Below are 18,363 nucleotides of genomic sequence, written 5' to 3'. Positions count from 1 at the left end.
CTGATGTTGACTCGCCTTGCACTATTTTGCGCTGCTGCGTGCCTGAGCAGCAATCTACTGGCTTGTGATTTAAGCCTGCAAACCCCGGCCAATATTTCGGTCAGCGTTGACAATATGCGCCACGGACTGAAAAACGAGCTCACCCTGTTTTTAACAGTGAAGGCCGCAGCTGGCCATGATTTCAAACGCCCACCGATTGTGGTGGATGCCAATGGCCGCGTGAGCGAACCCATCCGCATGGAAGGCGCGCTGGGCGCAATCCAAGCCAATGAAACTCGGCAATGGGTGGTGTATTACACCCCGGTGGCGGATTTCACCGCCGACAAGGTGGTGGTGCAATGAGCTGGCTCGACGAAATTAAATACGATGCGGCCGGGCTAGTACCGGTAATCGCGCAAGATCAGGTCAGCGGCCGCGTACTGATGTTTGCCTTTGCCAATCGCGAAGCCGTCGCACTCACGGCCGAGAAAGGCACGGCGCACTACTGGACGCGTTCGCGCCAGAAGCTCTGGCACAAAGGCGAAGAATCAGGGCATTTTCAGCATGTTTCAGCCATTCAGCTCGATTGTGATGGCGATGTGCTGATTTACCAAATCCAGCAAGAGGGCGGCATTGCCTGCCATACCGGGCGCGAGAGCTGCTTTTTTCGCACCCTGGTGGATGGCGAATGGACTGTGGTCGATCCGGTGCTCAAAGACCCCCATGCCATTTACGGCCACAGCCACCCTTAAGCACACGGTACCCCCGCAGCAGCGAGCGGGGTACAATAGCCAAAAGTTCACATCTGTTTGACATCGATTTGTCATCCTGACGCAATATAATCAACCCTGTTTTGTTTGGAGCAGCATATGATTTCTGCTGAAATTCTGGAACGTCTATCGCAAACGCTGGCCGAGCGCCGGCATGCTGATCCGTCGTCCTCGTATGTGGCCAAACTCTACAACAAGGGACAAGAAGCCATTCTGAAAAAGGTGGGCGAAGAAGCTGTAGAAACCATCATGGCGGCCAAGGATGGCGATAAGCTGCACCTCGTGCGTGAAGTGGCTGATCTGTGGTTTCACACCATGGTGCTGCTGGCGCATGAAGGCTTAAGCCATGAAGATGTGCTGGCTGAGCTCGCCCGCCGGGAAGGCATTTCCGGTATTGAAGAAAAAGCTTCGCGTGCCCGTGTTGACTGAGTAAAACCATGACCGACTGTATTTTCTGCAAAATCGTGCGCGGCGACATCCCCGCCAACAAAGTATACGAAGACGATGAGGTCTTGGCGTTTAAAGATATCCGCCCGGCCGCACCGGTGCATATTTTGTTGATTCCCAAGCGCCATATCGAATCCATGCTGAGCACCAGCCGGGAAGATGAAGCGCTGCTTGGCAAAATGCTGGCGCTAACGCCAGTAATTGCGCGCGAGCACGGCCTGGGTGCCGGGTACAAAACAGCGATTAACACCGGGTTGGCTGGTGGGCAGGAGGTTTTCCACCTGCACCTGCACATTCTGGGTACCCCACAACCGTAATCACCTGTAGGCCATATTTTAAAAGGCTTGCATTGATATACCCCTAGAGAGATTTATCATGGGTTCATTTAGCATCTGGCATTGGCTGGTCGTTCTGGCGATCGTGATCCTGGTTTTTGGCACCAAAAAGCTTGGCAATGTCGGCAAAGACCTCGGTTCGGCCATCAAGGGCTTTAAAGACGGCATGAAAGGCGAAGAAGAGCCGGCCAAACCAGAAGCGCAACGCGTGATCGACGTTAGCGAAAACGATAAGAAATAATCGTGTTTGATGTTAGTTTTGGTGAATTGCTGGTCATCGGGGCCGTTACGCTGGTCGTAGTTGGCCCCGAAAAACTGCCGAAAGTCGCCCGCACAGCCGGGATGCTGTTTGGCCGTCTGCAGCGGTTTGTAACCAACGTCAAATCCGACCTGCAGCGTGAAATGCAGGCCAGTGAACTAGCGCAAATCCAGCGCGAAATCGAAGCTGAACAGCAGCAAATCAGCGCGATTATGCAGCCGGCCCAAAGCGAAGTAGCGCAAACGCTAGAACACGCCAGCTCGGCCTTGCAAGATCAGCCAGCGCAAGCACCTGCCCAGCACGCCACCGCCGAGACATCGGTAGCCCCGGTCGCTGCCGCGGCAACGGCCACAGCTGCCAGTACAGCGCCAACAAGCTCGGCGGAACCTCTCACACCGGCCGGCAAGACGAGTGCTCGGGAAGCAGACGCCAGCACCCCGGACAACCAGCTTGACCTATTTGCCGACCTGAACGAGCCCACCCCCACTGGCGCGGATCGCCGTTAACCATGAATGACCTGAACGACAATCTGCAACCTCTGATTGGCCATTTGATTGAGCTGCGCAACCGTTTGGTGCGCAGTATTCTGGTCTTTATTGTGGGCTTTGTGATCGCATTTGCTTTCTCGGCCAAGCTCTATGATCTGCTGGTCGGCCCACTCACCGCGGTACTCAATGGGCAAAAGCTGATTACCACCGGGATTGCCACACCGTTTCTGGTGCAGATCAAGATTGCGGCGCTGGTGGCTTTCGTCGCCACACTGCCGCATACCTTGTATCAGATCTGGGCCTTTATCGCGCCGGGCCTGTATGTGCACGAAAAGAAACTGATTCTGCCGCTGGTGATTGCCTCCACGCTGCTGTTTCTCGCCGGCATGGCCTTTGCCTATTTCCTAGTCTTTGGCGTGGTCTTCAAATTTATTGCCTCGGTGATCCCAGATAGCATGCAGTGGTTGCCGGATTCGGGCGAATACCTCGATTTTGCACTGGGCATGTTTCTGGCTTTTGGCGTGACTTTTGAAGTACCGATCGCGGTGATTGTCTTGGTGCGGATGGGTTTTGTCACCGTCGCCAAGTTGCGTGAAGTGCGCCCTTATGTCATTGTCGGCGCCTTTGTGATCGCGGCGGTAGTTACGCCACCCGATGTCTTGTCGCAATGCTTGCTCGCCATTCCGCTCTGGTTGCTGTACGAAGCCGGGCTACTGGTTGCCACTTGGCTGTATCAACCAGTGAAGGACGAACAAGCAGCAGCCTAACGGATTCTGCTGTATGACCTTCCAACTACGTCTTTATCAAAGCCTGCTCTTCCTGCTGGCGGCGGTGCCTTGCGGCATCCCCTATCGCTGGGACCCGAATCCGGTCTTCCCTTCCGAGCTGGCGGCCTTCTTTTTCTGCATTCTGATTACACTCGCGGGTGTGCTGGTCCCCTCCGAGCGTGACACACGCTGCGCCCCACCGTGGAGCAGCCTGATGTGGCTGGGCTTCTGTGGCGTGATTGGCTTGCAAGCGGTGTTCTTGCCGCATGGCTACGCAACCGAGCGAGTTTACCCGTTGGTATACGCCCTAGGCGCGGCGGGGGCGGGTTGGTCGTTGGCGCGGGCGATTGCGGTGTTTGGCGTCACCCCATTGTTGAATATGTTTGCCTGGGGCTTATTGGCCGGGGCGATTTTCAACTCTGGCATTGCCGTACCACAGATTGTGCAGCTGATTCAGGAAGGCCCGCGACTGATCTTCGGCAATATCGGCCAGAAAAATATGTATGGCCATTATCTGGCCTGGGGCTTGGCCAGCGCCGCCTATCTGGTGACGCAAAAGGACGAGCTGCCCAAGCCGGTCTTCTGGCTGGTCAGCCTGTGGCTGGCGCTTTCGCTGGCTTTTTGTGGCTCACGTTCGCCGCTGCTGTACGCAGGGGCATGGCTGGCGCTGGGCTTGCTGGTGTGGTGGCGCGGGCAGGATAGCCTGCGCCAATTTGGTCGGGCGCTGAGTATTGCGGCGGGGTTGATTATCCTGATGCAATTTGCCGCGCCAATGGTCAATGAGCTACTGCAAGCGCTGCTTAAAGCCAAGAATGAAGTCCCCACCGGTCTGGATCGCCTCGATTCGAATGGTTCGCGCCGCCTGGTGGAATGGCAAAAAGCCTGGCTGGTATTCCAGCAATACCCGGTGCTGGGTACGGGCTGGGGCAGCTATGCGGTGCACAGCAATGCGCTGCAAGTGCGTCCTGAGTTTGCGATTGTGTCGGAAAGCGTGCTGTTTACCCACGCGCACAATTCAGTGCTGAATCTCATGGCTGAAACCGGCCTGCTGGGCACCGGGGTTATTGTGTTGGGCCTAGCCGGCGTGCTGTGGAGTACGGTGCGCCGCTGGGCCGAGCCGGGCGTGATGTTTGCCTTGGCGCTATTATCGGTATCACTGCTGCATAGCCTGGTGGAATATCCGCTGTGGTATTTCCACTTCCTCGGCCCGTTTGCCTTGATGCTGGTATTTGCCCAAAGCAGCGCCCCGCGCTGGCCGATCCCTGCCATGGCCGCTCGTTTCGGCTGGGCACTGTGGGGTGGCGCCGGGCTTGCGCTGTGTTTCTTGGGTGGCAAGATTTATCTGGAGATCTACCCGATTATGGATCCAGCCGGCGATGAGAAACTCAACGCTAGCCGCATCGAGCGCCTAGAGGGCATGCGCCAGAACCCGCTGATTGATTATTACGCCGAGCACGCGCTGTCGAATTACATCGTGGCCAGCCGTAGCGAAATCGATTGGAAACTGGCGATTCTGCGCAAACAAAACGCTATTCGCCCCTACCCCGGCCAGATGACCGATCAGGCGGTGATGGAAGCCTTGCTCGGCAATCAGGCAGTGGCTCACGATTTGATGCGCCGCGCGGCATTCGCCTACCCAGAGAGCTTTGATTACTACTATCAAACTCTGGATGGCTTTAAAGAGCCGAATGTCCGGGCGCTGTTGGTGGATGTGGATGACGCGCGGGATTTCTTTAATGCCAAGCTCGACTTCAAGATCAAGCGCGAATTGCCAAGCGAAGCCCACGCGGCAAGCAGCGCCAGCACAGCGGCCAAAGCCGATTAAGACCTGTGGGTGCAGCCGCGCCCCGGTCGAGCCATCCTATGAAAAAAGCTGTTTCTCCCCTCCCCCTGCGTGACGGCCTGGCGGCCAGTTGCGCAGGAATGCTGCCCGGCGGGCACTGGACGCTGGCGCGCGATTTCTTGCGCGATCGTTTTCCCTATCTCGACCCGGCGATCATCGACCAGCGCCTGCAGGCGGGCGAAATATTCGACGATAATGGCCAGCCCATTGCGCCCGATGCGCCGTATCGGCCCGGCCACTATCTTTGGTATTACCGTGATGTGCCGCAGGAAACGCCGGTGCCATTTGCGCTCGAGATTCTGCATCAGGATGAGCGGATTGTCGTCATCGACAAGCCGCATTTCTTGTCCACCATCCCGGCCGGGCGCTTTGTGCGCGAAACCGCACTGGTGCGCTTGCGCCAGCTACTGGGGCGCGATGACATCGCGCCAGTGCATCGACTCGATCGGGAAACCGCCGGGGTGATGATGTTTTGCCTTGATAGCGCCAGCCGCAGCGGCTATCAGCGGCTCTTTGAAAGCCGGCAAGTGCAGAAAACCTACGAAACCATTGCGCCATTCCGGCCCGACCTGACCCTGCCCTATGTACATCGCTCGCGCCTGAGCGAAGCCAGCGCTGACTTTTTTACCATGGCAGAAGTACCGGGCGAGCCCAATAGCGAAACGCGCATCAGCCTGCTGGAGCAGCGCGGCGCCTGGGCCAAATATCGGCTCGAACCGCACACCGGCAAAAAGCACCAGCTACGCGCGCATCTGGCTGCGCTGCAGATCCCGATTTTGAATGACCCATGGTATCCGGTGGTACTGGATGACAAAGGCGATGATTTTAGCGCCCCGCTGCAATTGCTGGCGCGCGAGCTACGCTTTGTGGATCCCTTTAGCCAGTGCGAGCGGGTATTTTATTCCCGGCGCGAACTCAGCTGGCCAGCCGCAACCAGCGATTGCGCCACGTAAACGAAGTCGCAATAAATACCCCGACAGGTATAGCCCGCCAAGTCAGTAGCTATAGTGCCTGCAGGGCAATACGTTCTGGTAGTTTTACACAGCTAAAAGGCAAAATTGTTCACCGCCGGCGGCGGGTGGCAATTTTAGAATGAAGTCATGGAATTCAGCGCTTGAACACGCATTCCATACAGAGAGTTTAGGGCCCGCCGCGTGCGGGCCTTTTTTTTGCGCCAGCGGCGCGCCTACTAGGCGGCGAGAGCGTAGATAAAAAACTCGTGATTGCCATCGCCACCGGTAATCGGGCTGGGGAAATAATCCAGCACCTGAAAACCACATTCGCTAGCCGCCGCACGGATTTTGCTTTCAACCAGCGGATACAGCGCCGGATCGCGCACAATGCCGCCCTTGCCCAAGGCCTGCGGCCCAAGCTCAAACTGCGGCTTCACCAGAAACAGCAAACGGCCGCCCACCGGCAGCACGCGGCGTAAGGCCGGTAACACCAGCGTGAGCGAAATAAACGAGACATCACCCACCACCAGATCCAGCGGCGCATCCAGCGCCGGGGCAATCAACTCTGGCGTAAGATGGCGCGCATTCACGCCTTCAAATTGCACCACGCGCGCATCCGCCAGCAGCCGCGGGTGCAACTGATCATGGCCGACTTCGACCCCAATCACTTTGCGCGCGCCCGCTTGCAGCAGGCAATCGCTAAATCCGCCGGTGGAAATCCCGACATCCAGCGCCGTGAAATCGGTCACCGCCAGCTGCGCCGCCGCCAAAGCCCCGGCCAGTTTGAGCCCGCCGCGCGAGACATAGCGATCGACTTCATCAGGGGCAATCTGCAACTCAGCATCGGCCGGCAGTTTAAGTGCGGCTTTAGACACCGCTTTGCCATCGGCCACCACCCGGCCGGCAGCGATCATGGTTTGCGCCTGAGTGCGCGAGGCGGCCACGCCCCGCTCCACCAGTAATACATCAGCCCGCAACATACTCATCGCGTGGCTCAGGCAAAGGTTTCGTCGTTACGCAGATAGCGCCACTGCCCGCGCGGCAGCTCGCCCAGCACCACTTTACCAATCCGGATCCGCTGTAGGCCAACGACTTGCAGGCCCACCAGCTCACACATCCGGCGGATTTGGCGCTTTTTACCCTCTTTGAGGATAAAGCGCAGCTGGTCTTTGTTTTGCCACCACACCCGCGCCGGCTTGAGCGCCTCACCATCCAGAGACAAACCGTGGTTTAGCAGGCGCAAGCCATCGGCTTTCAGGTGGCCTGATACGCGCACCAGGTATTCTTTTTCCACCTGCGAATTTTCGCCGATCAGGGTTTTGGCCACCACGCCGTCTTGGGTGAGTACCAATAAGCCCACCGAATCAATATCCAAGCGCCCGGCTGGCGCCAGCCCCTGAAAATGCACGGGCGAGAATCGAATCCCGCTGGTGTCACCAGCCCAATGGTTTTCCGGCTGCACCAGCACCACCGCGGGCTCGTAGCCATCTTCGGCCTGGCCCGACACATAGCCCACCGGCTTATTAATCAAAATGGTGACGCGATTATCCTGAATCTGCCGCGCGATCGGGTCGAGCTCGATGTGCTGCTCGGGCAAGACCTTGCTGCCCAGCACATTCACCACTTCGCCATCGACTTTCACCCAGCCTTTAGCGATGTATTCATCCGCCTCACGCCGTGAGCACAGGCCCAGCTCGGCCATGCGTTTAGACAAGCGCAGCGGGGTAGGCGAGTCGTGTTGTTCTTCCATTACGGCACCAGCATTTTTTCGAGGCAATCCTCCATTGTACTGGCTTCACCCGCGATGAGAAACCGCGCCGGTGAGGTGCTAGGGGTATTGCCCGGGGTAGCCTTAGCAAGCTAACGCTAGGCACTATACCCTGCCATGTATCACACCACCCGCAGCTACCGGCGAGCTTGGTAGAATGCAATTTTGCGAGGAAGACGATGGAATACTATTTGCCCGTGCGCCATCTGCATATGCTCTTGGCTGCGCTCTCTGGCGCTTTGTTTTGCTGGCGCGGATTATTGATGCTGCGCCAATCGCCGCAGCTGCAGCTGCGCATTTACCGCATCGCGCCCCATCTGATTGATAGCAGCCTGCTTGCCGCCGCGCTGTATCTGGCAATTGTCAGTGGGCAAAGCCCGGGTAATTCGCCTTGGCTCTTGGCCAAGATCATTGCGCTACTGGCGTATATCGGGCTGGGCATGGTGGCATTAAAACGCGGCAAAACCCAAATCCAGCGGGCGCTGGCCTTTGGGGCAGCCATCTTGACCTATGCCTATATCGTGGGGGTAGCGCTCAGTAAATCGCCCACGCTGGGCTGGTGGTAATCAGATAAGCGGGATCTCAAGCCCGCCGGCGTTGGGGGCGGCCGCGCTAGCAGGCCAGGCACCGGATTTGCCGCCCAGCTTTTCCAGCAGGCGCACATTGCCAATGACCATGCCTTTATCCACGGCTTTGCACATATCGTAAATCGTTAACAGGCCAATTTGGACGGAGGTGAGCGCTTCCATCTCCACCCCGGTACGCCCCACGGTATCGCAGCTCACCGTACAGCGAACAAACGATTTCACCCGATCAATGCTAAATTCCACCGTCACACCATGCAGTGGCAGCGGATGGCACAGCGGAATCAGATCACTGGTTTTTTTCGCAGCCATAATCGCCGCGATACGCGCTACGCCAAGCACATCGCCCTTTTGATGATCGCCCGCCTCGATCAGCCGCAAGGTATCCGGCAACATCCGGATTTCGCCCTGCGCCGTAGCGGTACGCCGGGTTTCGCTTTTGTCGACCACATTGACCATATGCGCATCGCCACTGGCGGTGAAGTGCGACAATGCCCCGCCCCCCACGGCGAGCGCTTCTGCGCCCGCCAGCCGGCCGGCCAGCTGGTTCAGGTCTTCTGGGGTATCCAAATTGGCAAACAGGCCTTCGGCAAAAGTCACCATCACCGCGCCAGCGGCTTTCAGGCATTCATCCAGCGCGCTTTGGCCAGTGGAAAGGGCTTCCACCAAATTGGGCAACAGGCTGCGATGCAGCATGCAGATAGGCCAATGCACTTGACCATCTGCGGTCCGCGCCACCACGGCCAAAGCGCTACTGGCATTGAGCGCAGCGCGAAACTGCAAAATCAGATCTTGCGGCAGGAAGGGCACATCACACGGCAGCACCAGCAACCAGTCGGCGGGCGAGGCCAACAGTGCGGCATGAATCCCCGCCAACGGGCCGCCCTGGGGGTACATATCGCGCAATACCGCGTGGCCAAAGCCGGCGTAGTCGGGCAGATTGCGATTGGCCGATAGCAAAATGTGATCGACCGGAATGGTCTGCTTCTGAATGCCTTCCAGCACCCAAGCCACCATCGGCCGGCCAGAAAGCTCGAGCAAACCTTTATCTTGCCCGCCCATTCGCGTGGCAGGGCCACCGGCCAGTACTACCGCATCCAGAGTCATCGCCTGTTTCCTGCAGGGCCCGGCACATCGGGCCGCCAATAAATATTAGGATTCCATACTATATGGAGTTCACATGACATCGGCAATCAGTGCGCAGCGGATCGTCACGGCAAACAGCCATTTTACAACGTAAAAACCATGCATTTCTGCGCCAGGCCAACTTACCTACCAAGGTATAAGCTACCAAGCCATGAAAAATAAGATCTGGCACTCAATACCCCCACCCACTAGTGTGCCCGCGCGGCACCAGCACCACGCAGGAGCGATCGCCCTGCTGGCCACGTAGTCGGCTCAGATTATTCTGGGCTATCATCGAGCTTTCAGCTTGCTGCCGCCGAGGGTTTTCGATGCTGGTTCTGCGCCGATTGTTACTCATCTGTTTGTGCTGTCTCAGCCTCTTTAGCTACGCCGAGCCCACGCCCGTTCCGGCGAGCGAACCCCACGCGGTCACCATTAATAACCGCACCTTAGTGCAGTTTCGGGTGGGGCTCTTAAATTACTCGGTCGAAGATCGTGCGCAAGCTGCCGAGCTGCGAATCCGCCGCATTCTGGAACACAGCAATGCCCAGCAAATTACCCTAACCCCGGTGCAAACGCCCGATGCCGGCATCAGCGTAGCCTTGGGCAAAGAGCAGGTCTTTCTCATTCTGCAGCAAGACATCGACACGCTGGCGGGTGAAACCCTGGATAGTGTGGCGGCACAAGCCCAGCAGCAACTCGAGCAGCTGCTACGCGAACAGCGCGAGCTACGCGACCCCGAGCAGCTTCTGCGGGCGGCAGTGTATACCGTGGTGGCTACGCTGCTATTTGCCGGTACGCTGTGGCTACTGAGCCGCGCCCGGGTCATCTTGCTGAAAAATGGTCGCCGCTACATCACCCGCCCGCTGGCGCGTCTGGCGCGGCAAACCACCGGCGTGCAGATTTCACTGCTGAATCGCATTTTGCGCTGGCTGATCAATCTCACCACCAGCCTGATTGGTTTGAGCCTCACCTACACTTGGCTGACGTTTGTATTTAGCCAGTTCCCGTTTACCCGGGTATGGAGCGAGCAGCTTAATCAGGCGATTTTGCAGTTTCTGGGCAAGGTGGCCAGCGGAGTGCTATCGGCCTTGCCCGGCTTACTGGTAGTGATTTTTATCATTGTCTGCGCCCGCTATACCGCGCGGTTTTTGCGCTTTGTGTTTGGCCGGATCGAGCGCGGTGAGCTTAATCTGAGCTGGTTTGACCGCGAAACCGCCAGCACCACCCGTAAAATCATGACCTTTTTGGTCTGGCTGCTGGCCATTGCGATGTGCTACCCCTATCTGCCCGGCGCTGATACCGAAGCCTTTAAAGGGCTCTCGGTGATGGTGGGCTTGATGGTGTCGCTGGGGGCTTCCAGCGTGGTGGGGCAATTTGCCAGCGGGCTGATTCTGATTTACGCCAAATCACTCAAGCAAGGTGAATACGTGCAAATCGGCGACACCGAGGGGACGGTGATCCACATTGGGCTCTTTGCCACCAAAATCCACACTAATTTGCGCGAGGAAGTCAGTATTCCAAATTCGGTCTTGGTGGGGCAAAGCGTCAAGAATTTCTCTCGCTTAGCCGCGGGCGGCGGGGTAATTACCCAAGTGGGCGTCACCATTGGCTATGACACCCCATGGCGGCAGGTAGAAGCCATGCTGATTGAGGCGGCCCAGCAAACCAAGGGGGTACGCAATAATCCGCGGCCGGTGGTGTATCAAACCGCGCTATCCGATTACTACGTGGAATATTTCCTGCGCATTGCCGTCGATGAGCCGCGCCGCCGGCTGGAGATCATGAGCGATCTGCATGCCAAGATTCAGGATGTATTTAACACCTATGGGGTGCAAATCATGTCGCCGCATTACATTGCGGACCCGGAACAAGAAAAAGTCATCGCGCCCGCCAACTGGTACCCTGCCCCAGCACAGGCGCCCACCGGCGCTAAAGCCACGCCGCCGTCAGGCCCTCACGATAACGGGCAATAAAACCTTGCAGCTGGGCTAGCTGCGCGCCAGCCTGATCACCCTGCGGGGTATCTGGCTGGATATCCATAATTAATGGGGGCTGCCAGCGCATACCCAGCCCTTCGGCGGTGAGCTGAAAGGGCCGTAAAATCGCCGCCAGCGCGGCAGCATCCAGCGTGCCGTATTGCCGGCTGGCCGTGGCCATACTTACCACCAACCACAGTGTTTTCCCGGCCAGCTGCTGCCGGCGGCCATAGGCCCACCCGGGGCAGAGCACATCATCCTGCCAGCGCTTGAGTAGCGCCGGGCAGCTATGCCAGTAGAGTGGAAACTGCCACACCAGCCGCTGGGCATGCTCACAGGCCTCCTGCTCGGCCAGCAAATCAATCTCCCCATCGGGATACATGCTTTCTAGATGATGCACACGGCTATCAGGCAGCTCGGCCAGTTCATCCAGTAGTGGCCGATGAATATGTGACATGGCCAGATGCGGGTGCGACACGATCAGCAGATTTTTCATCTTCGACTCCAATGCTGGCGGTGGACTTACAGTATGGCTGGGGGTTTGCCGGCTTTGCCGCTATAAAGAAGGCAGCTAATCGACAAGAGGTGGTAGCGATGACCATCGCCCGGGCCGGGGTCAGCAGCCTGCGCCAATCGGTGCTGATTCACGAAGAGGTCAAAGTCGTGATCCGCCATTGCTTTGAAATCAATCTAATGGGGCTCAATGCCATCTTGCTGGCCAAAAAAGCCGGTACTTCGGCGCGGGGCTTTGGCGTGGTGTCTAGCGAGCTGCGCCAGCTCAGTCTGGAATTGCAAACCGCCATGCAGGCACTTAATGAGCTCACTCAACAGCTGCTCACCAGCGCCACCTCGCGCCTGCAGGCCGAGCGTCGCTGGCAACGGCTGCACGATGCCGCCAGTCACAGCGAAGCACTACACGCCCTGCTCAGCCCCGCCATGCAGCGAGCACAGGCCCGCCAACAGCTCAGCGTACACGCCAACCAGTTTCAAGAATGCCTCGCCGAAGCCAACCGCAGCTGCACTTTTGGCCTGGTGCTTGCCCGCGCTGCGCGTATCGAATCGGCCTATAGCGGTCAGCTGCGTAGCGTATTGGCTGAGCTAGCCGAGAGTTTCGCTCGGCAAATCGAGGCCGTACTCGGCCGCCTCACCACGCTGCAACACATCACCCGTGATCTGGACCTGCACGCATGAAAAAAGCCCAACTCATCGCCAGCTGCGAGCAGCATCGCTGGTACGCCATAGCCCGCGACCCTGCGCGGGCCGATTTTCTGATCGATACCAATGAATATGTGGTCACCACCGGGGAAGATAGCCTGCTGTGCGATCCGGGCGGGGCGGAGGTGTTTCCCGCCGTGTTTGCTGCATTGTCGGAAGTGATTGATCCGCGCAGCGTACGGCGGGTGTTTTCATCCCATCAAGACCCGGATGTGATTTCATCGCTTGGGCTCTGGCATGACTTTAACCCCGACATTCGCTGCCACGTTTCCGGCTTATGGGCCGGGTTTATTCCGCACTTTGGCTGTGGAGCCGATACGCTGGTGGCCATTCCCGATGCGGGCGTAAATCTCACGCTCGGCGAGCGGGAATTACAGCTGATACCGGCCCACTATCTGCATTCATCTGGCAATTTTCATGTTTATGATCCAGCCTGCAAACTGCTGTTTACTGGCGACGTGGGCGCGGCGCTGCTACCGGATGCCGACTGCAATTTATTCGTCGAAGATTTTGACCGGCATATCCGCTTTGCCGAAGGTTTTCACAAACGCTGGATGGGCTCCAATACCGCCAAAAAACGCTGGATCGAGCGCGTGCGCCAGCTCGAGATCGAGCTGATGTGCCCGCAGCATGGCGCCATTTATCGCGGGGAAGACGTACAACGCTTTATCGACTGGTTTGATGATTTGCAAGTCGGCTACGGTTGATCTTGCTACAATCGCCCCCATACTCGGTATAACCCTTTTAGCGTCGCGGGCTTGCGACGCTTCATTTTTTTACAGGATTCATCTCATGGCCATTACGGTAAACGGCGTTGAAATCGACGAAGCACTCATCGCCAGCGAACAAGCCAACCACGAAGGCGCGCCCAGCGCACGTGATGCGGCAATTCAGGAGCTGATCCTGCGCGAATTGCTGTTGCAGCAAGCCACTGCAGCCGGCATCAGCGGCGCAACTCCAGAAGAAACCATCGGCGCTTTGCTGGATCGTGAACTGCAAGTGCCTGAAGCAGACGAAGCAGCTTGCCAAGCTTTTTACGATGCCAACCCACAAAGCTTTACCCGTGGTGAATCGGCCGTAGCTAGCCACATCCTGTTCCCGCTGGGCGAAGGCCTGGCAGCTAGCCTGGCGAAATCAAAAGCTGAAGGCGTTTTGGCGGAAGTGCAAGCCAACCCAGAACGTTTCGCAACCCTGGCCAAAGAGCATTCAACCTGCCCATCAGGCCAGCAAGGCGGTAGCCTTGGCCAGTTTGGCCGTGGCCAAATGGTGCCTGAATTCGAACAAGCCGTATTTAGCACCGATGCAGGTCAAATCACCCCGCATCTGGTGGAAACCCAGTTCGGTTACCACATCATTCAGGTGAACGAGCGTAGCGATGGCGACAAGGTCACTTTCGAAGAAGTGAAAGAGCGCCTGCAGGCCTTCCTGACCGATATGGCCGGCCGCAAAGTGATGCACGACTATTTGGCCAAGCTGGTCAGCGCCGCCAAGATCGATGGCTACAGCATGCCTGAACTGGCCTAAGCGCGAGTCAGCCACCATAAAAAACCGGGGCACGCCCCGGTTTTTTTACGCTTGCATCATTCCCGACTTAATTCAGCCCAGGTGCGGTTACGTAATTGGGCAAGCTCCGCCAAGGTGGGTGCCTGTAGCTGCGGATTGTGCTCCAGCAGCGCCCATTGCTGTGCCAATTGCTCGGCACCAAGCTGAGCTGCAATGCCTTTGGCGCTGTGCGCATGCCGTTGGGCTGCGTCGATCTCGCCGCCCTGCAGTGCGCGCACGAAATCCTGCTCCAGATCTTGCAGGCGGGCGAATCCTTTTTCCGCCAGGCCCAAGTAGCGCTCGCGACTAAATCCCAGCCGCTGCTCGGCTGCGGCCTGCGTAAGCAGCGCCGAATCAACCTGCGGCGAAGCCGGTAACAACACCGGCGCACTCAGCCCCAGCAAATCAAGGATTTCCTGCCCCTGATAGGGTTTGCTCAGAAAACCGGCCAACAGGGCAAAGGCCGGATGCTGGCGTAATTCATGCTCAGGCGAAGCGCTAATCAGATACACCGGCTGCCGATAGCCCAGCGCCGCCATACGGCTAGTGACTTCCAGCCCATCGGGGCCCGGCATCTGGTAATCCATCAGCACCAAATCCACCACCTCGCCACGGCTGAGCGCGTCGAGCGCCTCCAGCCCATTGGCCATCGGCAGGGTTTGTGCGCCGGCCTCTTCCAGTATTTCGCACAACAGTTCGCGATTTACCTTTTGATCTTCCACCACCATTACCCGTCGGCCTTGCGCCAGTGGCCGCAGCGGCGCCGGCGCCGCACTGACCGGCACGGTGGCTGGGGCGAGCTGCGCTTGTAGTGTCAGCACAAATTCACTGCCTTGCCCAAGCGTACTGGCGGCGCTGATGTCGCCGCCCATCAGACGTGCATAATCACGGCTGAGCGCGAGGCCCAAGCCCGTCCCACCCAGCTGTTTGCCACTTTCGGTTTGTTCAAAGGGATGAAACAGATGCTGCAGCTCATGCTCGGCAATCCCGCAGCCAGTATCTCGTACACTCAGCTGCAAGACATAGGCCGATTTCTCGGCCCACCCGCGCACTTGCAAAATCACCTCGCCCCGCTCGGTGAATTTCATACTATTGCCGATCAAATTAATCAAAATCTGCCGCAATTTGCCACCATCCAGCAGCAAGACCGGCGGTAAATCGGCGGCGAAATCCAGCGTAAAGCGCAGCCCTTTTTCCTGCGCCATCAGCGCAAACATCCCCACCAGCTCCTGCCGCAGCTGGCTTAGCGCCAGCGGCTCGATAATCAGCTCTAGCTTGCCGCTTTCGGATTTGGATAAATCCAGCACATGATTGAGCAGGCTGAGCAAATGCTGGCCCGAATGCGCTACATGACTGAGCTGCAAGCGTTGCTGCTCAGTGAGCTGCGAGTTTTGCCGCAAGCGCTCGGTGTAGCCCAAGATCGACGTGAGCGGGGTACGGATTTCGTGGCTGATATGCGCCAAAAAGCGACTTTTGGTTTCATTGGCCGCCACCGCATTGGCGCGGGCTTCATCGAGCGAATTATTCAAATCCAGCAAGCTCAGGCGCTGCTTTTCACTGCGCCACAGCGCGGTCAGGGCCAGCCCCGCAAAGGCCAGCAAGAGCACGACCTGCAACAAAGCCAAACCAGTGCGCCAAGTGCCGAGGTTGGCAAGGCGTTTTTGTTTGAGCTCATTGCGCTTGATGTCTTCGCTGCGCACCCGCTGGGCCATATCTTCAATCGGCGCCTGCAGCTCTTCCATCAGCTGATTCAGTTGCTGCCACTGCGCAGGCCCCAGCGGCCCTTGCTGCAAGATCCGGTCGGCATCCAGCACAAAGCGTTTCACAGCGGGAAAATCTTGCTGGCTCAGTACCGGATCGGTGAATTGGCGCAAGATGACATCGTATTCCAGGCTATGCACCCGGCCGTAAACGATATCAAAGCGCAAGGCAAAATCATCGGCGTCGCGCAGGCGGATTGACTCGCGCAAGCGCTGCAATTCGGCGCGGGTCTGGAAAATCTGCCACAGCTGATTGCCCACCCCTTGCTGGTCGAAATCGACCAGCTCGGCCTTTTGTTTCTGCTCGAAATGAATGATCAAACTGAAGTTGACCATCAGCACCAGACTAATGGCCAACAAAATCACAGGAAAACGTCGACTCATGCTTTATTGAACGGTAATCAGTTTCAGCTGCCAGGCGCAGCGCCGGTAATAGTCGGTCTTGCGCAGATCAGCGTGCTGATCAAACGGGTACATGATGAACAACGGCCCTTTTTCGCGTATCGACATGGTTTTACCGCCCAAGCGGCTGGCCACGATCACATCATACGTAAAGGCATCGCTGGCGGGTATTTCAATTGTGTAATCGTTCAGCGCCGACAGCCGTAGCGCCCCGCTGCTCACGCCAGCCAGCTTTAACACATCACGCAGCAAGGGGCCTTCAAAGGTTTGCGGCTCGGGATACCACGGCGTGGGGACGGTCATTTTGTATTGGGGCAGTTTATCCAGATCAGCCAGGGATAGGGCCTGGGGCGTGGTGACTTTGCCTTTGATCGTCAAAATGGTACGCGTGGTATTGGTTTCGTTGGCAAAACTGAGGCTGGCCAGTGCCAGCAAAGCAAAGGTGATCAAGCGGCCGAATGTGCGCAGCATAAGGAAACTCCTCATTATTTTTAGTCGCAGAAAAAGCGGTGTTTTGGCTTCATTGTATAGTGCATTTTCCCTTTCTTAATCAGCATTTGCTGTTTGAAACGGCGCTGCGCGCCAATCGGTCAAGCTGCCTGACCGGATTTAAATGCCACTTGCATCAGCCACACCGAAACGACCAGATATACCCATTGATGTATCACCCTACAAGGCTTAATTTTATTAGCCTTTAATCATATACCCCACATAAAGGATAATCCGCATCGTCGCCTGCCGAGCAAATCACTATGCTGATCTCATTAGTGCGCATGAGCGCCACAGGAAGATGAAATCATGCAGATTGTTGTGATCGGCGCCGGCGTGGTCGGCGTGACCAGCGCCTATTATTTGCAGCAGGCCGGCCATCAGGTCACGGTGTTAGAGCGCTTGCCAGCGCCAGCGCAGGAAACCAGCTTTGCCAACGCGGGGCAGATTTCCCCGGGCTATGCCGCGCCATGGGCGGCGCCAGGGATTCCGCTCAAGGCGATGAAATGGCTACTGCAAAGCCACGGGCCCCTGCGCATTCGGCCACAAGCTGATCCGTTTCAGTGGCAATGGCTGGCGCGCATGCTGAGCAACTGCACCGTTGACGCATATGCCCGCAATAAAAACCGCATGGTGCCGCTGGCCGAATACAGCCGCGATCAGCTCAAGCTGCTGCGCGCGCAAACCGGGATCGACTACGAGCAACGCACACTGGGCACATTGCAGATCTTCCGCCAGCCCAAACAGCTGGACAATGGCCGTCGCGATGCCGAATTACTGGCGCAAATGGGCGTAGCGCATCAGCTGCTTGATCCGGCCGGCATTGTCGAAGTAGAGCCCGCACTGGCCCATCTGGCTGGGCGCCTGAGCGGCGCCTTGCGGCTACCAAATGATGAAACCGGCGACTGCCAACTCTTTACCACGCGCCTAGCCGAGCTGGCCACCCTCGCCGGGGTGCGCTTTCGCTATGCCGTGGAAGTGCACGGTTTTCGCCGCCAGGGCGCACGCATTAGCGGGGTACAGCTGCTAGGTGAAACCGTGGCCTGTGATGCGGTGGTGCTGGCGGCAGGCTGCCAGGCCCGCGCGCTGGGCCAATTGGTGGGTCTGGATTTGCCTGTGTATCCGGTGAAAGGCTATTCAATCACTGTGCCACTACAAAACCCCGAACAGGCGCCGCGCTCTACCGTCATGGATGAAAGCTACAAAATCGCCCTCACCCGCTTTGATCAGCGTTTGCGCGTGGGCGGTATGGCCGAGTTGGCGGGCTTTGATAAGACGATTCAGCCCGGGCGGATCAACACGCTGAAAATGGTGGCCCATTCGCTCTTTCCACAAGCGGGAGATTTGAATCAGGCCAGCGCCTGGACCGGCCTGCGCCCCATGACACCCGATGGCACGCCGATTATTGGCCCAACTCCGATTGACAATCTCTACACCAACACCGGCCACGGCACGCTGGGCTGGACCATGGCTTGCGGCTCAGCCAAGGTACTCACCGACCTCATCAATCAGCAAAAAACCGAGATCGATAGCCGCGAACTGGGGCTCGCCCGCTACAGCGCCCACTAATACCGGGGTTTTTGTGCAGTATTTACGCTTGTGACATTGTTCGGCGCGCTGCGCTATGCCGGGCGAGTAAAGTAAAGCTCGACGTGGCC

21 protein-coding genes are annotated in these 18,363 nt (G+C 57.7%); 15 read left to right on the top strand and 6 right to left on the bottom strand.

The features are described from left to right. The first annotated feature begins 3 nt into the window (after positions 1-3). The 9 genes from L991_RS01100 (at position 4) to L991_RS01060 (ending at position 5,841) form a co-directional block, all read left to right on the top strand. Positions 4-342, top strand: a complete 339-nt coding sequence (locus L991_RS01100) for a hypothetical protein (RefSeq protein ID WP_028450360.1) — start codon at positions 4-6, stop codon at positions 340-342. Next, positions 339-731, top strand: coding sequence for a phosphoribosyl-AMP cyclohydrolase (gene hisI / locus L991_RS17425; protein ID WP_028450361.1), 393 nt, complete (start codon positions 339-341; stop codon positions 729-731). Before L991_RS01100 ends, hisI begins: the two co-directional genes overlap by 4 nt. A 120-nt stretch (positions 732-851) precedes the next feature. Beyond that, on the top strand, positions 852-1,178 hold the full coding sequence (locus L991_RS17420) for a phosphoribosyl-ATP diphosphatase (protein ID WP_197053759.1): 327 nt from the start codon (positions 852-854) through the stop codon (positions 1,176-1,178). Positions 1,179-1,186: 8 nt separating this feature from the next. After that, the gene (locus L991_RS01085) at positions 1,187-1,513 is read left to right on the top strand and encodes a histidine triad nucleotide-binding protein (protein ID WP_047391230.1); all 327 of its coding nucleotides are present in this window, start codon (positions 1,187-1,189) and stop codon (positions 1,511-1,513) included. Positions 1,514-1,571: 58 nt separating this feature from the next. After that, positions 1,572-1,772 (top strand): Sec-independent protein translocase subunit TatA, encoded by a 201-nt coding sequence (gene tatA, locus L991_RS01080; protein ID WP_028450364.1) that lies wholly within the window; start codon positions 1,572-1,574, stop codon positions 1,770-1,772. Between the two features lie 2 nt (positions 1,773-1,774). After that, positions 1,775-2,296 carry a Sec-independent protein translocase protein TatB gene (gene tatB / locus L991_RS01075; RefSeq protein WP_047391226.1) on the top strand — a complete coding sequence of 174 codons (522 nt, stop codon included), beginning with the start codon at positions 1,775-1,777 and terminating at the stop codon, positions 2,294-2,296. A 2-nt stretch (positions 2,297-2,298) separates the two neighbouring features. Next, complete coding sequence (gene tatC, locus L991_RS01070; RefSeq protein WP_047391223.1) at positions 2,299-3,045, top strand: twin-arginine translocase subunit TatC; 747 nt, start codon at positions 2,299-2,301, stop codon at positions 3,043-3,045. A gap of 13 nt (positions 3,046-3,058) precedes the next feature. Beyond that, positions 3,059-4,870, top strand: a complete 1,812-nt coding sequence (locus L991_RS01065; RefSeq protein ID WP_047391219.1) for a PglL family O-oligosaccharyltransferase — start codon at positions 3,059-3,061, stop codon at positions 4,868-4,870. Positions 4,871-4,908: 38 nt separating this feature from the next. After that, a complete protein-coding gene (locus L991_RS01060) occupies positions 4,909-5,841 on the top strand; it encodes a pseudouridine synthase (protein WP_047391217.1) in 933 nt (310 codons plus the stop codon). 236 nt (positions 5,842-6,077) lie between these two features. Here L991_RS01060 and L991_RS01055 read toward each other — a convergent pair whose 3' ends face one another. Next, a complete protein-coding gene (locus L991_RS01055; protein WP_231550459.1) occupies positions 6,078-6,827 on the bottom strand; it encodes a TlyA family RNA methyltransferase in 750 nt (249 codons plus the stop codon). An 8-nt stretch (positions 6,828-6,835) separates the two neighbouring features. Beyond that, positions 6,836-7,591: a pseudouridine synthase gene (locus L991_RS01050; protein WP_047391211.1), complete on the bottom strand. Its 756-nt coding sequence runs from the start codon at positions 7,589-7,591 to the stop codon at positions 6,836-6,838. 197 nt (positions 7,592-7,788) lie between these two features. On the opposite strand from L991_RS01050, the gene L991_RS01045 reads away from it, so the two are divergent. Further along, positions 7,789-8,175 carry a SirB2 family protein gene (locus L991_RS01045; RefSeq protein WP_047391210.1) on the top strand — a complete coding sequence of 129 codons (387 nt, stop codon included), beginning with the start codon at positions 7,789-7,791 and terminating at the stop codon, positions 8,173-8,175. Here the strand turns inward: L991_RS01045 and moaC are convergent, their stop codons facing one another. After that, entirely contained in the window at positions 8,176-9,300 is a 1,125-nt protein-coding gene (moaC, locus tag L991_RS17955) for a cyclic pyranopterin monophosphate synthase MoaC (protein WP_081986386.1), read from the bottom strand. A 347-nt stretch (positions 9,301-9,647) separates the two neighbouring features. On the opposite strand from moaC, the gene L991_RS01035 reads away from it, so the two are divergent. Beyond that, positions 9,648-11,294, top strand: a complete 1,647-nt coding sequence (locus L991_RS01035) for a mechanosensitive ion channel family protein (RefSeq protein ID WP_052190470.1) — start codon at positions 9,648-9,650, stop codon at positions 11,292-11,294. Here the strand turns inward: L991_RS01035 and L991_RS01030 are convergent. Further along, entirely contained in the window at positions 11,251-11,793 is a 543-nt protein-coding gene (locus L991_RS01030) for an NAD(P)H-dependent oxidoreductase (RefSeq protein ID WP_052190469.1), read from the bottom strand. The two genes, L991_RS01035 and L991_RS01030, sit on opposite strands and share 44 nt — an antisense overlap. Positions 11,794-11,891: 98 nt before the next feature. Between L991_RS01030 and L991_RS01025 the strand changes: the two genes are divergently transcribed. The 3 genes from L991_RS01025 (at position 11,892) to L991_RS01015 (ending at position 14,036) form a co-directional block, all read left to right on the top strand. After that, a complete protein-coding gene (locus L991_RS01025) occupies positions 11,892-12,488 on the top strand; it encodes a hypothetical protein (protein WP_156128940.1) in 597 nt (198 codons plus the stop codon). Beyond that, on the top strand, positions 12,485-13,219 hold the full coding sequence (locus L991_RS01020; RefSeq protein WP_028450372.1) for an MBL fold metallo-hydrolase: 735 nt from the start codon (positions 12,485-12,487) through the stop codon (positions 13,217-13,219). Before L991_RS01025 ends, L991_RS01020 begins: the two co-directional genes overlap by 4 nt. 85 nt (positions 13,220-13,304) lie before the next feature. Beyond that, on the top strand, positions 13,305-14,036 hold the full coding sequence (locus L991_RS01015) for a peptidylprolyl isomerase (protein ID WP_028450373.1): 732 nt from the start codon (positions 13,305-13,307) through the stop codon (positions 14,034-14,036). Positions 14,037-14,092: 56 nt separating this feature from the next. Here the strand turns inward: L991_RS01015 and L991_RS01010 are convergent, their stop codons facing one another. Together L991_RS01010 and L991_RS01005 are read right to left on the bottom strand one after the other, a co-directional pair. Next, positions 14,093-16,198: an ATP-binding protein gene (locus L991_RS01010; RefSeq protein WP_047391204.1), complete on the bottom strand. Its 2,106-nt coding sequence runs from the start codon at positions 16,196-16,198 to the stop codon at positions 14,093-14,095. A 3-nt stretch (positions 16,199-16,201) separates the two neighbouring features. Beyond that, on the bottom strand, positions 16,202-16,687 hold the full coding sequence (locus L991_RS01005; RefSeq protein WP_047391202.1) for a molybdopterin-dependent oxidoreductase: 486 nt from the start codon (positions 16,685-16,687) through the stop codon (positions 16,202-16,204). A 327-nt stretch (positions 16,688-17,014) separates the two neighbouring features. Here L991_RS01005 and L991_RS01000 point away from each other — a divergent pair, with 327 nt between their 5' ends. Next, the gene (locus tag L991_RS01000) at positions 17,015-18,274 is read left to right on the top strand and encodes a D-amino acid dehydrogenase (protein WP_047391200.1); all 1,260 of its coding nucleotides are present in this window, start codon (positions 17,015-17,017) and stop codon (positions 18,272-18,274) included. Positions 18,275-18,363 lie beyond the last annotated feature (89 nt).

Origin of the sequence: Chitinibacter sp. ZOR0017 (assembly GCF_000799095.1) — a bacterium.
Taxonomy (GTDB): domain Bacteria; phylum Pseudomonadota; class Gammaproteobacteria; order Burkholderiales; family Chitinibacteraceae; genus Chitinibacter; species Chitinibacter tainanensis.
The sequence above is the reverse complement of the archived record's forward strand: the minus strand, read 5'-3'. Positions and strand labels throughout refer to the sequence as shown.